This window comes from Ruegeria sp. AF3 (genome assembly GCF_056536285.1).
In genome coordinates this window covers 109,672-126,020 of sequence record NZ_JBQFJM010000002.1, presented here as the reverse complement: position 1 = coordinate 126,020, position 16,349 = coordinate 109,672, and the positions used below count along the sequence as shown (strand labels likewise).

The window sequence follows — 16,349 nt, the reverse complement described above, 5'->3', positions numbered from 1 at the left end:
CATGGGTCAATTCTCAGTGAAAATTATCTGGCTTACCGGCTCACTTCTCAGCGGAAATCAACAGCCCCGGCGTCGATACGCTGATGCGCCAAGCCCTTGATTTCTTGGTTTCGCGCGTCTCAGACGTTTACATTTTTCTGGAAAAACGTGGTTTTGGAGCCAGATCTGTCAACTTTATGTAAACATAGGGTAAACGTCGAAGTCCCAAATCGAGGCAAAATCACCCATTTTCGAGCCTCAAAGGTTTCCGACTTTTTTACTCATGTAAAGGTCTGTCAACCCGATGTAAACGTCGAGCAGGGATTCGGCGAGGCACGTAGGCTCAGCCATTCCTCGCCTACGCATGTTCATCGAAACCCTGTCCGTCTCTCGAACAGCATTGATGCTGCCATAGTGGCTTTGCCGTCAACATCAGCGTGTCGCCTTTGGCCATCTTTAGCCAAGTAAACACATTCCCTTATATAGTTGCCCTTATATAGTTGCTGCCAGCGCGGACCATCGCCTGCACGCCAGTTGCCTCAGCAATGCTCCTATCCTCATAGGTCATGGATCGAACAAAACGCGTCCAAGGATTGTGGTTACGCCAAATCGACGTCGAGCTAACCAACCTGAAAAACATTCCTTTCCGGCCATTAATCCAGTAACCATCAAGGACAAAAAGGAAAAAGAGAACACACGGGCAATGCCAATGAACGGTCAGCAGAACACTTCGCGTTTTCTTGCGCGCTGCGTTTCGATTGATCTGGAGGTTGATCCTACCTCCGCCAGAATATTCGCGTTCGCCGCCACAACGCTTGAGGACTCCCGGCCAGCCTTGGTCGAAAAGAACGCCTCAACCACAACGCTATCGCAGCTCGGAGCCTATTGCGACGGGTTCGACCATGTCCTTGGTCACAACATACTGCACCATGACCTGCCTCATCTCGCCGCTGCCGCGCCCAACTTCGCAGCTTTGGCTGAAGCGCCAATCGACACGCTCTGGCTCAACCCCTTGGCCTTCCCGCGCAACCCCTATCACCACCTCGTCAAGCACTATTACGACGGGCGGCTGCAATCGGGCCATGTCAACGACCCCGAAGAAGACGCACGTCTGGTGTTCAAGGTGCTGCAAGACCAGATTGAGGCGTTTGGAAAGCTCAAGACAGCCGCACCTGACGCGCTGACCGCCTATCATTTCCTCTCGACCCGCCTGCCTCGCAGTGGAGGGTTTGATGCATTGTTCGACCATGTGCGCGGCACTCGCAAGCCCGATGAACGTGACGCCTTTGCTGCAATCCGTCGCCTCCTGGAAGGGCAGGTGTGTGTGCATCGTCTGAAACAAACCCTCGAACGGTTGGAAAACCCCAACCTGGCGTGGCCCATGGCCTATGCTCTTTCGTGGATTTCCGTAGCGGGTGGCGACAGTGTCATGCCGCCCTGGGTCCGCATGCAGTTCCGCGAGGCTTCGCTGATCGTGCGTCACCTTCGAGAGACCGCCTGCGACGATGCCTCATGCCAATGGTGTGTCGAGAACAACGATCCCAAACGCGCCCTGGACCGCTGGTTTGGGTTTCCTTCCTTCCGCCCCGAACCCATGGACGAATTCGGCCAGCCACTTCAGGAACGCATCGTCGCCGACGCGATGGCAGGCAAAAGCGTTCTGGGGATCCTGCCCACCGGCACCGGCAAGTCCGTCTGTTATCAAATTCCTGCCCTGTCGCGGTTCGACAAAACCGGTGCGCTGACCATCGTTATCTCGCCCCTTGTCGCGCTCATGGCAGATCAGGTGCAGGGGCTTGCGAGAGTCGGCATATCCTCGGCCGTCACGATCAATGGGCTTCTGTCCTTGCCCGAACGGCACGACGCGCTGGACAAGGTGCGACTGGGTGATGCCGCGATCCTGTTGATTTCGCCAGAACAGCTTCGCAGCACCTCGGTTCGCAGCGTTCTTGCTCAACGCGAGATCGGGCTTTGGGTGCTGGACGAGGCACATTGCATTTCGAAATGGGGGCATGATTTCCGACCCGACTATCGTTACGTCAGCCGGTTCATCAAAGAAAGCTCTGACGAAGCCCCGGCTCCGATCCTCTGCCTGACCGCCACTGCCAAACCCGAGGTGGTGCGCGATATACGGGAGCACTTCAAAACACGGCTGGATCTGGACCTTACCCTGCTTGACGGGGGCGCCTCGCGGACGAACCTCTCTTTTTCGGTGCGCGAAACGCAGCGTTCGACCAAATTGGCAGACATACTGGATGCGATCGAAGAGGGCTTGCCGGCATCTGGGGTCTCGGGCGCCGTGGTCTACTGCGCGACCCGCAGCGCGACGGAACGCGTGGCCGAGTTCCTGAAACAACAGGGTGTCAGCGCCGAACGGTTCCACGCTGGTCTCCCTCCCGAAGAAAAGCGCGAGATCCAGGAACAGTTTCGCCTCGGCGAGTTGCGCGTGATCGCGGCCACGAATGCCTTTGGCATGGGCATCGACAAGCCCGACATCCGCTTGGTGGTGCACGGAGATGTGCCAGGGTCCTTGGAAAACTACATGCAGGAGGCAGGCCGGGCCGGACGCGATCGCGATCCCGCCAACTGCGTGCTCTTGTTCAACAACGAAGATGTCGAGAAACAGTTCAGCCTTTCCGCCCGCTCTCGCCTTGCGCGGCATGAGATCGGCGCGATCCTCAAGGCACTCCGCCGGCTCGATGTGCGCACGCGAGACGAAGGCAGAATCGTCGCCACGCCGGGTGAAATCGTGCGCGAAGAAAAAGATCGTGAGTTTCAGCGCGAAAGCACCACCGACGACACACGCGTCAAGACTGCCATCGCCTGGCTCGAGGAGGCTAGCCTGCTACGGCGCGAAGAGAACAATGTTCAGGTCTATCCTGCCTCGCTCCTTGTGCGCGACCTGGAGACGGCAGCCGCGATACTTGGAAAGGCTGACATCTCCGGCGCACGGCGCAAACAGTTTCTGGCAATCCTTCGCCATATCGTAAACGCGCCCGTCGGTGAAGGCGTTTCCACCGACAGTTTGGCCGGCGCAAGCGGGCTCTCCACCGCTGCGTTGCGCAAAGCGCTGACCGATCTGGAGGCGCTCGGGCTTGCCAGCGACGACACCAACATCACCATCTTCGTGCATTCTGGCGTGGCCGATGCCTCACAGGCGCGGCTGGAACAGGCCGCGCGGCTTGAAGAAGACCTGATCGCCCTGATGCGCGAAATGGCCCCCGACGCCGATCAGACCGAACCGATACCCCTCAACCTGTCCGCCGCCTGCCAGGAATTGCGACACCGCGGTCATGGCGAGGTGCGTCCCGATCTTGTCGAGGCTCTGGTGCGTGGCATGGCACAGGATGGGCGTGACATGGAGGGGGGTCGGGGCAACTTGTCCTTACGCAAATCGGCACGTGGAAGCATCCTTGTGCGGCTTCAGCGGTCGTGGAACGTGATCGCACAAACTGCGGAGTTGCGCCGTCAGGGCGCGCAGCGCCTGCTGTCGCATCTTCTGTCGCTTGTTCCCAAAGGCACACGCGGCAAAGACATTCAAGTTGAAACCACGCTTGGTGCGATGCTGTCGGCCATCACAGGCGACACCTTGTTGCGCAGCGCCGTGAAAGACCCGAACCGCCTAATGGACCGGGCACTTCTGTGGCAGCACGAACAGCAGGTGCTCACGCTGGGTCGCGGACTCTCTGTCTTCCGCCCTGCCATGACGATGCATCTAAGCCCCAAGGGGGGTGGTTTCACCGTCCAGCATTTCGCCCCACTTGAGGAGCACTACACCGAGCAGACCATCCAGACCCATGTGATGGCTGCCTATGCGGAAAAGGGGCTGGAAAACATCGGGACGGCGCAGCGTCTGGCAGATGACTATTTCGTGCTGGAACAGGACGCCTTCATGCGCCGATGGATGCCTGGACGCGGGACCGAGTTCCGCCGTCAGGCCACTGGTGCCACCTACAAAGCCATTGTCGACGATCTGGGCAACCCGGTGCAGCAGCAGATCGTGCGCGACGACCGCGAGCAAACCAACGTGCTGGTCTTGGCAGGTCCAGGTTCGGGCAAGACGCGCGTTCTGGTCCACCGCATTGCCTATCTTCTTCGGATCAAGCGCGAGGATCCGCGCGGCATCCTCGTTCTGGCCTACAACCGCCATGCCGCCGCTGAAATCCGTGAACGCTTGCGCCGCTTGGTCGGGGATGATGCGGCATTCGTCACCGTCTCGACTGTGCATTCGTTAGCGATGCGACTGGTCGGCGCCAGTTTCACTGGCAAGCAAGCGAATGAAAATCCCGATTTCAAAGGCCTGTTGCAACAGGCCAGCGCCTTGCTGCGCGGCGATGGCCTGGGCAAACAAGAGGCCGAAGCACTGCGCGAGACGCTGATACAAGGCTATCGCTGGATCTTGGTCGACGAGTATCAGGATATCGGACCCGACGAATATGCGCTGATCGCCGCCGTTGCGGGACGCACACTGGACGATCCAGACCTGCGGCTCAGTCTCTTTGCAGTGGGTGATGACGATCAGAACATTTATGCGTTCTCTGGCGCCTCTATCCGTTACATCCGACAGTTCGAACAGGACTACGCCGCAAAACCTACATTTCTGACCGAGAACTACCGCTCCACCGGCCACATCATCGCCACTGCCAATGCGGTGATCGCAGGGGCAGCCGCTCGCATGAAACTTGGCCATGATATTGCCGTGGATCAGGCCCGGACAAAGGCTGACGCCGGTGGATCTCTGGCCAAATTGGATCCAGTCGCTAAGGGCCGTGTGCAGATCCTTGAGTGCCCTGCTGGGAACGACGAGCAGGCTAAAGCTGCGCTAGACGAGTTGATCCGCCTCTCTCGTCTCGACCCCGATTGGACGTGGTCACGCGCCGCGATTATATCACGCGATTGGCGCAAGTTGATACCAGTGCGCGACTTTGCCGAAAACCTCGGCATACCTGTCGAAATGGCCAACGAAAACATGCCTAGCCTCTGGCGGATGCGCGAGATACAGGCATTTGTCAAAGCCCTACGCGAGACCCCCACAGAACTTTATTCGCTCGAACAATTGACCGAAGTGCTGAACACAATTCCTCCCTCGCTGTGGACCAACCGAATTGGAGAAGGACTAGGCCTTCTGGCACGCGAAGTCGGCTCGCGAAGCTTGCCTGTCCCAGACATAGTCGAATGGTTCGCAGAATGGGCGCGAGATAGCTGGAACGAACAGCGAGGTCTGAAGCTACTCACGGCTCACCGTGCGAAGGGGTTGGAGTTTGACGATGTGATCATCCTAGATGGTGGATGGGAGCGTCCCTCTAAAGCAGAAGATCAGGACGCCCCCCGCCGACTTTTCTACGTCGCCATGACGCGTGCTCGCCGCAGCTTGGCCGTGATGAGCAACGACAACCACGAATACCTACCAACAGAAGCACCTTCGGTTCTGACCCGTCGCGTGACACCCGACATGAAGGCGTTGCCAGGTCCCCGCCGTTTTTTTCAAGCAGCTGAGGCACGGATGGTTGATCTTTCCTTTGCTGGACGCCTGCATCCGGCCCACTCCTCACTAACCGCGATCAATGAGGCACGTGTTGGCGATGCAGTAGTATTGGAAAAGGACGGCGACCGTTGGCTGCTGCACAACGAAAAGGGGCAAGTGCTAAGCCGCATGTCCAGATCCTTCGCACCGCCGCCAAATACCCGGTTTGAGAGGGGTGAAATCGCCGCCATCCTTAAATGGAGCAAAGAGGACTCAGGTGAAGCCTTCCACCATACGCTCCGCCGCGATGCATGGGAGGTGGTTTTGCCGGAACTCGTTTTCGTGACCGTCAACTAGAACATCACTAACAATTTTCATGTTTCTAGAGGGATCCGACGAAGCTCAGCACTTCAACCATTCCTTACCGCTGTCATGCTATGCGTTTTCATCAAGCTCTCCGAGGCACGCATAGGCGCCGCAATAGCTGCACCCGGCGCAGGGTAATGCCGGGATCGCTGTCATTGCTAACATCGCGCAGAAAGCGCAGCCAGGCGCGTTCGTTGGGTGTCAGATCGTCATTCTTGTCACGCATGGTTTCTATCTCCCAAAGATCGCGTTGATCGCAGCCTGTGACCTGCTCGTCAGCCTGGGATCGGTGTTGTTGGAAGCCTCGCGGATCACTTGCAACCAGCCGACTTCATTCGCTGTGACGGGCTCCCCGAATACCTCCACGACTGCCTCGGCTGCCGTCCGGCCAATTGCCTGCTCCAGGGCGAGCCGCATCATGAAGGCCGGATCTGCTTCCAGAGCGTGCGCCAGGGCCGGAACGCGATCCAAGGCCACCTTGGAGCTCCCCTGCTTGATCATCGTGATCATGTTGGCGTTGGTGTATCCAGCCTGCGCGGCTATCTCAGCCTGGCTCTTGGTAGGTTTCAGCTCGAGCACCCTCCGTTCGACATACATCGCCATCCGGGTGTCTAAGTGCGGTTTCTTTGTCATCGCTATCCTCTCAGAATTGACGCAGCACTCACTGCATGTTTTCGATATAGCGAAGGGATGATTGGGGATTCCGAGGGAAACGATACGTCGTTTGTGTTCCCGTATTCTCGTTAACAGAAAGCGAGCTCAATACTTCCGCCTTGACGGTCACGACGTCGTGGTTTCAATTTCTCTCATAGGTTTAGTGTTTATTGGGGAAATATGTTGGCCTTCCGGTTCGTTCACACTGCAGATATTCATCTGGACTCACCGCTAAAGTCTCTAGCCATGCGCGACGAAGCACTGGCCGAAGTAGTCGGGAACGCGACACGAACCACATTCAGGCGGATGGTCGATCTGTGCGAGTCTGAAGATGTCCAGGCGCTGCTGATTGCCGGCGACCTGTATGACGGCAGTCAAACATCAATGAAAACTGCTCGGTTCCTCGCTCTAGAGATGGAGCGCTTAGACGCAGCGGGCATTCCGGTTTTCATTATCCGCGGCAACCACGATGCGGCATCTAAGATCACGCGTGAGCTGGCCCTGCCGGAAAACGTGACGGTTTTCCCAGGCAAAGCCCAGGTCGTCGAGACTTACTGGAACGATCATTCAATTGCTGTTCACGGGGTTTCATTTCGTGACCCCCATGCACCAAAAACTCTGTTGGACCGTTTTGGGGCGCCGGTGATGGGGGCTTTCAATATCGGAATGTTGCATACGTCCCTCGGCGGGGCTCAGGGACATGATCCATACGCACCTTGCACGCTGGCCGACCTAAAAGCTACCGCGTTCGACTATTGGGCGCTGGGACACATCCACCAAAGATCTGTTGACGCCGGCACAACAACTGTCGTCATGCCAGGAATTCCTCAGGGGCGCGACATCGGCGAGGCAGGCAACAAGTCGGTGACGCTAGTTTCTGTCGCCGATGACGGTTCGGTCGAGCTGGAGGAGCGTCACATCGCGGTGGCCCAGTTCGAACGGCTCGAGGTGGACTGCCACCAATTGTCTGACTGGCCTGACCTTACCGAGGCACTGAAGCATGCTTTGCGCTCGGCACGGCGGGAACATGCTGCCGAACATCTGATTGTCCGGCCTGTGCTGACTGGAACGACACCACTGGCCTGGCGAGCGGGACGTGACCTCGACCTTCTACTCGCGGAAGCACAGAATGTCACCGAGCCGATCGGGTCACTTTGGATCGACAAGATCGAGCTTGCGTTGTCCGCCGCAAGCAATGCGTCCACTGGAGGCGCGGTAGAGGAATTAGCTCAGATCATCGCTCAGCGAAGTCTTCCCCCGAATGATCCGGCTGTTTTGGAAGACGTGGAACGACTTCTAAAATATCTTCCGCGCGAGTTGCGAGGGCTCCTGGGTGATAGCGAGGAAGAAACGGCCGCAACTATTGTCGATGCGATGCAGCAAGGTGCAATGGAAGTGCTTGCGCGCCTCGAAGAGACCGGTGGCTGAACAATGCGGTTGAACCGGCTCGACCTCACACGTTTTGGCAAGTTCACTGATCTGAGCCTGTCGTTTCCCGTTCCAACACCCGGAAGCCCCGACCTGCACGTGATCTACGGTGCAAACGAGGCCGGAAAATCCACCCTGCTTGAAGGCTGGCTGGACATGCTGTTCCAGATCTCTGTTCGAAGCAGCATGGACTTTCTTCACCCTTACCCGTCAATGCAGTTGGGGGTCGTGCTAGACATCAACGGGCAGACGCATGAACTGCTTCGGGTAAAGAAACGTGACAATTCTTTGCTTGACGCCAGCGGTAAACCGCTAGGTGAAGCATTGTTGCATGGCGGTCTGCGAGGACTCGACCGCACATCCTATGCAGCGATGTTCTCGCTGAATCGGCAAACCCTGGACGAAGGAGGCGAAAGCATCCTCGCCAGCAAGGGGGATCTCGGTGAGTTGCTGTTTCAGGCAAGCGCCGGGATGACCGATTTGGCGGCGCAGTTGGACGAATTGAATGCAGAGTCGGAGGGGTTCCTGAACAGAACCGGACGCAAGGGTGCGTTACGCGATCTTTGTGCCGCCTACGACGACTTGGGAAGGCAGATTAAGGAATTGGACACTGCTGCTTCCGAGTATGCTCGCCTATCGACTGAATGCGATCGGACCAAAGATGCCTGGCAAAAGGCGCGCGAGGCGGCAGAAGCTGCACAGACCGATGTAATCGAGACCGACCGCCACATCGCAGCACTACCGCTTTTGCCGCGGCTGGACCGTCTGGAGGCGGAGATCGCCAGTTACGGTTCACTACCAGAACCTCCAGAGGGATGGCTTGCCGAGCTTCCCGAACTTGACCGCAGGGAGACCGCCCTTGCCACCCAACTTGAGGCCGCGAAAAAGACTGTGGCAAGGTTGATAGCCGAATTAAAGGATCTCCCATCCGACGGGCCGGTTCTGAATGCGCGCGAGGACATCGAGGCGGCGGAACAGTTGAAATCGGCCCATGACACCGCCGTGGAGGACTTACCCAAACGGCGCGGAGAGCTCGAAGCTAAGGCCGGAGCAGTCAATGATTGCCTGTCTCGACTTGGGCAAGTTGGAGCGGATCCGACCACGCTGTTGCCCGAGGCAAGAACCCTGGGGCGCCTGCGCGCGCTGATCGAAAAATGTTCTGGTGTGGAAACCGCGAGCGATTCCGCGACTGGAGAATTGCAGCGTGCTAAAGATGACCTCGAGCGCGCTGAACGGCGTTTACGTGAGGCTGGAGGCAGCGTGTCAGATTTGGGTGGGCTGGCCGGGTTGGTGCAAAACCTTCGCCGCGACGATCCTGTAGGCGCACACGATCGTGTAAGCACCGAGCTTGAAGAGACGGAAGCACGTTTGAATTCGGCCCTGTCTGCGCTTTCACCCTGGACGGGAAACAACGATGAACTGGCGAGTTTGACTCCGCCAGACGGCGCCACTCTTGAGCAACTGGACGCGGAAATCGCCGAGGCTGATAGGGCGGTCGACCGGGCGGATGATTGGCTGGAGCAACTAGAACAGTCTGTGACCCAAGCTCTCGCTCGACGCGATGCAATCGGAACAACTGCCGTGGTTACTCTGGAAGAGGCAGCTCAAGTGCGAACACGTCGGGAATTCGAATGGTCGCACCACCGTGCGAATCTGACGGATGAAACGGCAGAGCGCTTTGAAGTTGCGATGCGCCTCGACGACCAAGTGACTGCCACCCTTGCGGATCAGCGCGCCCATGCCGAAAAGACAGCCGAGGCCGAGCGTGCGTTGGTCGAAGCCCAACAACAAGTCGACGCTGCAAAAGTGAAATCGGCCGAGGCCAGAGAACGGCGCAAAAACCTGGCGAAACGGCTTGCCGGAATCGCTGCCAACGTCTCCCCCGCTCTCCCTACCGACATCGACCTGCCAACTTTCCGCGCTTGGCTCGACAAGCTCGACATAGCACAGGATGCCCTGGTCAAGCACGATGACAAGGCGCGCGATCTTGCCAGGCGCGTGCAGGTCGTCGCCCAGGCGCGTTTGGATGTTTCGAACGCTTTTGCACAGGCGGGCCGCGAAATACCCAAAGATACGAGCCTGGCCCTAGCTCTTGAAACCGCCCAATCTCTCTTGGACCAGGTGTCTAAGGTTGAGGCTTTGAGCGAGACCGAGGCCGAGGCCCGCCAGAACCTGACCAGACGTGAGCGCAACAAACTAGAGGCAGACGACGCGCGCGCCGAATGGCAGGTAAAGTGGGAAGCCGCCTGTGCCGACACTTGGATGGCCGACGCGCCGCCCGCTGTCGACGAGATGCGTGCGATCCTCGAAGAGCTCGAACGGCTGCGTGAACATCAGGGCCGCATCGGTGAACTGACCCACCGGATAACAACCATGCAATCCAACCGCGAAAGGTTTGAACAAGAGGCTTGCGATTTGGCGGTTCGCCTCGAAATGCCTACCGATCTGCCAGCGACTGATCTGTGGCGTGACATCACCCGGCGACAGCGCGCAGCGGAGAGCCGCGAAGATCAGCGAGCCAACCTCACAGATCGTTTGACAACGGCCACACAAGCCCTCTCGGAGTTGGAAGAGGAAGCCGAGATTCATCGTAATCGGACCGTCGAATTTTCCCGTCACTTTGGAGTCGAAGATTGGGCCGAAGCGCGCGATGCGCTCACGCGAGCAGGGGAACTGTCGAAACTGCGTGAAACTCAGCGCGAACTGACCGAAGACCTCTGTGCAGGGATGCGATGCGATACAGTCGAAGAAGCACGTGCGCAACTGCGTGAACTAGATGCCGATGCACTCACCGCACGCGCTGACAGCCTGCGGACCGAATTGAAAACCCTGCGCACAGCACAGGAAGAAGCACAGGACGACTTCCGCAAGGCGGAAGACGCCGTCGAAGCGGTCGGTGGCGATGACGCAGTTGCCCGTCTGGAAGAACAACGCCAGACATTGTTGCTTGAGATTGGGGACGGCGCCCGGCGCCACCTACGGCAGCGTTTGGGGCTCTTGGCAGTCGATGCTGCTCTCAGGAGCTATCGTGACACTCACCGCAGCGGTATGCTCGAACGCGCATCAGAAGCCTTCCGCATCATGTCGCGAGACCGATATTCTGGCCTTGCCGCACAGCCGGATGGTTCCCGCGAAGTATTGGTGGCGCTGGCCGCTGGGGGTGGCTCGAAACAGGCTGACCAGCTCTCAGACGGCACCCGGGCTCAGCTCTACCTTGCGCTACGCATCGCAGGCTACCACGAGTTTGCTCGCAACAACGGCCCAGTGCCGTTCATTGCCGATGACATCATGGAAAGCTTCGACGACGACCGCACCGCCGAGGCCTTCGGCCTGCTAGCTGAGATGAGCAAAAGCGGCCAGGTGATCTACCTGACTCATCACGCGCATCTCTGCGACATCGCGAGAAATATATGCCCATCTGTGTGTATTCACGAGTTACAGGGCTAAAAGCGTTGTGTTCAACATCTTTACTTTTTGTTGAACATACGCCATGTTCAACAAAATTAAAATCCGTTGAGCACAGTGGGAGCCAAGATGTTCACGCGCCATTCATCCATAGCACATGCCGCTTATCACGATCTCCTGCGTTCACTGCGGGACGATTCTGTTTCGGACATCCGGGGCACCCCCACACGAGTCGAACGCAACGACAGGACCTACTGGTATGACACCTACCGGGTCGGTTCCGATGTCAAAAAGCACTACTTGGGAGAGGATTGTGAGGAACTGCGCGGCAGGCTGGAACAGCACAAAACTTTGAAAGCCCAACAGGAAGACCGCCGCCGCAACCGGGCGCGCCTCGTGCGGCTCCTAAGAGCAGAAGGTTTCCTGGGTCTGGACGCTGCCACGGGCAGCCTGCTCTCTGCGATGGCAACGTCCGGCGTATTTCGTCTAGGCGGCACCATAGTGGGGACCCACGCCTTCCGCCTCTACGAAGGTGAATTGGGTGTGCGTTTCGACATGGATATGACCGCTCACACGGATGACATCGACATCGCCAGCTTTTCTAGGTTGTCGCTGGTGCTGGAGGACACTGCATCACCACCGCTGGAAGATGTGTTCCGTGATTTCGACTTCATGGCGCAGCCCACTCTCACGGCCGGACGCACCTGGCGTTGGAAACAGACACGAGGCAACACGCTGATTGAATTCCTCACTCCATCATTTGGTGAGGATGAGGATGTGCGCGAACTGCCCGCTTTGGGAGTGGATGCGCAAGGGCTGCACCACCTGAACTACCTCATCGCGGAGCCAATCAACGCTGCTGTAACCTACCGGAGTGGCGTTTTGGTGCAGATCCCGCAGCCAGAACGCTATGCCATCCACAAGTTGATCGTCGCGGACCGTCGCCGTCCCGGTGAAAATGCCCTCAAAGCAGAAAAGGACAGACGACAGGCCGCGTTTCTAATAGAGGTGCTTTCTCAGGATCGGCCGGATGAATTGAATGACGCCTACGAAGATGCACTCTCTCGTGGGCCCAAGTGGCGTTCTAGGATTGAGGCCAGCCTGGATCGCATGCCGAAAACGCAGCGGCTGTTACGGGAACTGCAGGATTAACGCGCATGTAGACAGTGCTCCCAGGTTCAATGAACCTGTCGAACCGTGTCTTAGTTGGTTTGCTTGGCAAAGCAGCTTGAAAAACAGGGCTCCTTTGACCAAAAATCAATGGCTTGGCCCTCTGCACCGGTCTTCGGGAGGCAGGGGCCGGATGTTCGAATCCTCTCACTCCGACCAGTAAAACAAGGCGCCCGAGGGCGCCTTTTTTAGCAGATCGACCGCAACAATATCCGCAACGCTTCGTCTGCCGGATGTACTTGGCTCTGTCGCAATCTACATCCATAACATACGGCAGCAGCAACTCGTATCTTCCAGTCTTGATCTCTGCGATATTCTTAACCTCTTCTGGACATATTGACCGATAAGGAAAGCCCGATTCACCAGTGGAAAAGATGCACACCTTTGAGGGCGCCAGAGGTGCGCGATTGGATCGAAGGCAGGGAATCCAGCAGCGATTGAACATGGGGGCCAACTGGGGGCTAAAGCCTAATAGAATTTATAAATACTTATATTTTCAAAACTTTAGTTGATCAAAATGGTGCGGGTGGAGGGACTTGAACCCCCACGCCTTGCGGCGCCAGAACCTAAATCTGGTGCGTCTACCAATTTCGCCACACCCGCAACTCAGCGCCGCAGCGCTGGAATGAAGCGGTCAATAACAAAGCTTGCTTCCGAGCGCGAGAGGTAAAATACACGTATCGCCAAGTTTGTAGATCCTCTGATGAGATATTGAGCAACCACGGTACCTCATGAAAATGTATAGCCCTAAGAGACTTGTCAGTGGAAAACTGATGGGAACATCAGTGGCCGTGAAACCCGATATCCTGAGGGACAAAGACCACGCAATTTTGGAAGAGCTGTTCATTCCTGCAGAAGTTTAGATTTCGGCCAAGTTAGCCTGCGAAATATCTCGTTTACGTTGACCAAAGGCCAAAAAGACAAGCTGACAGCCTGTTGCCAGATCACCAATAGCGAATATAGAAATCATCCTTCACTGCCCTCACATGCTCATAGTTAAATCCTTGGGACGAAGCGCGGGATTACCCACCCCAACATCCCAAGAAACGCATCTGCGACCCTTTCCAACTCAGAGAGAGACTTCAGGTTTCTGAAATAACAAGAATGGCTTACTCAGCTGTGGTGCCCTTCACGGCCACACAGATTATCGAATGACCTGTACCGTCAAGTGCAAGCAATAGTGTTCCGCCGGTCCCCGCTCGGTTTCACACTGTAGGTGCCGAGTGGCGCTTGCGTCATAGGCATTCCCGCGCAGGTTGAGGCATTCTCAAGAGCGCTCCACCACAAAGCTGCCACATTTCAAACGCTAAAAAATCTTATTCACGTCAAAATAAGACCGCCTTGAAGGGTCTTGTTGTTTAGCAGGAGTTAATGAGTCTTTTTTGCCACTTTGGCGCCGGTACGAGTTTCCTGCTCAACTCCAGTACAAGGTTTACTGCTGTGACCGATCTGAATTCCTCCGCTACTGCCGAGCAAGAGGCTGTCTTCTTTGCTCGTGAAAGCTTTCTTGGCGAACTCAAGATCCTGAACCGGGACCATCCGAACACGGGCTTTGGGATTTCGCTCCGAACCCATTCCGGAGACCACTACCTGCTGGCCAATGCGCGTATGCCATTGCCCGCGGTCAAATCCGAGGGTTTCCCGACCGGACGCCGCGTTGCGTGCCTTGAAAACGGCGATCGCTTCAGCTCGATCGAGGTGCTGGCTGATGCCAAGGCTTACGAAACCATCAGCCCGCGCGCCGAGGCTGACATTTTGGGCAACGCTTTGGACCTGATCGCACGTATCGACACCCTGACAGGAATTCCAACGGGCCGTCCTTCGCTTGAACCCCGCATCGCTGCTACGGGAACCGGAGGTTAAGCATGGCGCGCAATGATCACCTGTTGTCTGTAGGCAACGAAGCTCTGGCGCCGATGACTTCGGCAATGTCATCACTGACGGCGCAGATTGATCAATTGACTGAGGTGGCTGATGCGCGCTCCTCGGCACGTCTGGCAACACTCAAGACCCGGATGGAAAACTTCACCGCCAGCATCACCATGGTCGGTCAGGTAAAAGCGGGCAAATCATCGATTGTAAACATTCTCGCAGGGCGCCCATCTTTGCTTCCGTCGGATGTGAACCCGTGGACGTCGGTCGTCACAACCCTGAACATCAACACGCGCCCGCCGGGCGATACCAAGGCCAAGTTCACCTTCTTTGAGCAGGAAGAATGGGACAACCTGATGGTCGGGGGTGGCCGGTTGGGCGAGTTGGCCAACCGTGCCGGTGCAGATGACGAGATGGAGGACATTCGCCGTCAGATTGGCGAGATGAAAGCAAAGTCCGAAGAGCGTCTTGGAAAGCACTTTGACCTGATACTTGGCCAAAGCCACCAATACGACCACTTCGATGAAGAACTGATCCAAAGATATGTGTGCCTGGGCGATGAGGACGACCCGGATATCAATCCAAAAACCGGCCGGTTTGCAGATGTGACCAAGTCGGCCGAGTTGTACATGGATATCCCTCAGTACCCGATTGCGCTGAAACTCTGTGATACGCCGGGTGTCAACGATACCTTCATGGTGCGTGAACAGATTACCCTGCGCAGCCTGCGCGGGTCCGAGGTCTGTGTTGTGGTGCTTGCCGCAAGCCAAGCCCTGACCACCATGGACATGGCCTTGATGCGGATCATCGCCCAATTTGAGAACCGTCAGATCGTCTTGTTTGTGAACCGGATTGACGAGTTGTCAGACCCGGTTAACCAGGTCCCCGAAATCCGCGACCGGATTCTGGACACTCTGAAACAGAACAACATCGACGCAAAGACTAGTGTCGTGTTCGGCAGTGCCTTGTGGGCTGAGGCAGCGCTGACCGGGAACCCCGAGATTCTGAACGAGGAATCCCACGAAGCACTCAATACTTTTTATCTCGCTGCTGGATTCGGTGATCAGGCACCCTCGCTTGACAAAATCTGGGCATTGTCCGGATTGCCTGACCTGCTGCTGGCGATAAACGAGCGTATTGCAGAAGGTGCCGGAGCGCGACTGATAGACCGGGTTCGCCATCGCGCCCGCAACATTGCCAGCCAGATTCGTGCCACCGCCGTGGCAAAGACTCTGTCAGAGGGTGAAGGCGTCGCGCGTGATCTTGATGGTGTTTCGCCGGAAGATGCGATTGCGAAGGTTTCTGCGGAATATGAAAAGAAAGCGGCCGAACTGACCAACGCATTACGCGACAAAGTACTGGAGCGCCTGAACTCGGCCGAGGCAAGTTTTGTGAAGCGCGCAACAGATTCCCTGATCGCGCATCTTGAGATGAATGGCGAGCAAGGCACCTGGCAATACGACCCGGCTGGCTTGAGGACGCTGCAAAAAGCTGCCTATTTCAGTTTTGCCCGCGCAATGCGTAAGGATGCCGGGGCGCTCTACTCAACTGCGGCTGCAGATGTCGAAGCGCTGTATCACAAAATTCTTGGCAACCATCTGGGCGAGTTCAGCATCGAAGCACCTATCGTGCCGCGTGTTCCACCACCATTGGGGATTGGCCGGACGATTGCCCTGGACTTGCAAAGTACCTGGTGGCGACGCTGGTGGCAAAAGCGCAAAGGCTTTGAGGCATACGCTGCCGATTACACACGCCTGATCGCGTCCGAGGCAAATTCGATCACCAAGGATATCGAGGAAAACCAGATAGCGGCAGTGTTGGAAAACGTACGCGCTATTCTGGCGGACTTCATGCGGGAACAGAAGGAAACGCTGCTGAGCATCTCATCATCAGCGGACAAAAACTCCGGCCAGGCCTCGGCAGCGATGGCGGGCCTGCAACCTCAGAAATCGCGAGACGAAATTCTGGGTGACATCCTGAAAGACCTAAGCAACGAAGCGGCATAAGTAGA

Annotated in this window: 8 protein-coding genes and 1 tRNA gene; 6 read left to right on the top strand and 3 right to left on the bottom strand. The window is 57.0% G+C overall.

Going from position 1 to position 16,349, the window contains the following annotated elements; all coding sequences use genetic code 11:
- Window positions 1-688: 688 nt before the first annotated feature.
- Window positions 689-5,800 (top strand): RecQ family ATP-dependent DNA helicase, encoded by a 5,112-nt coding sequence (locus ACR3FC_RS17230; protein WP_480477154.1) that lies wholly within the window; start codon window positions 689-691, stop codon window positions 5,798-5,800.
- 91 nt (window positions 5,801-5,891) lie between these two features.
- On the opposite strand, the gene ACR3FC_RS17225 is transcribed toward ACR3FC_RS17230, so the two are convergent.
- Window positions 5,892-6,035, bottom strand: coding sequence for a hypothetical protein (locus tag ACR3FC_RS17225; protein WP_480477152.1), 144 nt, complete (start codon window positions 6,033-6,035; stop codon window positions 5,892-5,894).
- Between the two features lie 5 nt (window positions 6,036-6,040).
- Entirely contained in the window at window positions 6,041-6,442 is a 402-nt protein-coding gene (locus ACR3FC_RS17220; RefSeq protein ID WP_480477150.1) for an XRE family transcriptional regulator, read from the bottom strand.
- Window positions 6,443-6,643: 201 nt separating this feature from the next.
- Here ACR3FC_RS17220 and ACR3FC_RS17215 point away from each other — a divergent pair, with 201 nt between their 5' ends.
- The 3 genes from ACR3FC_RS17215 (at window position 6,644) to ACR3FC_RS17205 (ending at window position 12,448) form a co-directional block, all read left to right on the top strand.
- A complete protein-coding gene (locus ACR3FC_RS17215; protein WP_480477148.1) occupies window positions 6,644-7,891 on the top strand; it encodes a metallophosphoesterase family protein in 1,248 nt (415 codons plus the stop codon).
- A 3-nt stretch (window positions 7,892-7,894) separates the two neighbouring features.
- The gene (locus tag ACR3FC_RS17210) at window positions 7,895-11,338 is read left to right on the top strand and encodes an AAA family ATPase (RefSeq protein WP_480477146.1); all 3,444 of its coding nucleotides are present in this window, start codon (window positions 7,895-7,897) and stop codon (window positions 11,336-11,338) included.
- 87 nt (window positions 11,339-11,425) lie between these two features.
- Entirely contained in the window at window positions 11,426-12,448 is a 1,023-nt protein-coding gene (locus ACR3FC_RS17205; RefSeq protein ID WP_480477144.1) for a nucleotidyltransferase family protein, read from the top strand.
- Window positions 12,449-12,984: 536 nt separating this feature from the next.
- On the opposite strand, the gene ACR3FC_RS17200 is transcribed toward ACR3FC_RS17205, so the two are convergent.
- Window positions 12,985-13,069 (bottom strand) — tRNA-Leu (locus ACR3FC_RS17200).
- Between the two features lie 837 nt (window positions 13,070-13,906).
- Here ACR3FC_RS17200 and ACR3FC_RS17195 point away from each other — a divergent pair.
- On the top strand, window positions 13,907-14,329 hold the full coding sequence (locus ACR3FC_RS17195) for a hypothetical protein (protein WP_480477142.1): 423 nt from the start codon (window positions 13,907-13,909) through the stop codon (window positions 14,327-14,329).
- A gap of 2 nt (window positions 14,330-14,331) precedes the next feature.
- Window positions 14,332-16,344 carry a dynamin family protein gene (locus ACR3FC_RS17190; protein ID WP_480477140.1) on the top strand — a complete coding sequence of 671 codons (2,013 nt, stop codon included), beginning with the start codon at window positions 14,332-14,334 and terminating at the stop codon, window positions 16,342-16,344.
- Window positions 16,345-16,349 lie beyond the last annotated feature (5 nt).

Coding starts and splice junctions, on each gene's coding strand:
- ACR3FC_RS17225 (WP_480477152.1), bottom strand. CDS start 6,035: ATGCGTGACAAGAATGACGATCTGACACCCAACGAACGCGCCTGGCTG.
- ACR3FC_RS17190 (WP_480477140.1), top strand. CDS start 14,332: ATGGCGCGCAATGATCACCTGTTGTCTGTAGGCAACGAAGCTCTGGCG.
- ACR3FC_RS17215 (WP_480477148.1), top strand. CDS start 6,644: ATGTTGGCCTTCCGGTTCGTTCACACTGCAGATATTCATCTGGACTCA.
- ACR3FC_RS17210 (WP_480477146.1), top strand. CDS start 7,895: ATGCGGTTGAACCGGCTCGACCTCACACGTTTTGGCAAGTTCACTGAT.
- ACR3FC_RS17220 (WP_480477150.1), bottom strand. CDS start 6,442: ATGACAAAGAAACCGCACTTAGACACCCGGATGGCGATGTATGTCGAA.
- ACR3FC_RS17205 (WP_480477144.1), top strand. CDS start 11,426: ATGTTCACGCGCCATTCATCCATAGCACATGCCGCTTATCACGATCTC.
- ACR3FC_RS17230 (WP_480477154.1), top strand. CDS start 689: ATGAACGGTCAGCAGAACACTTCGCGTTTTCTTGCGCGCTGCGTTTCG.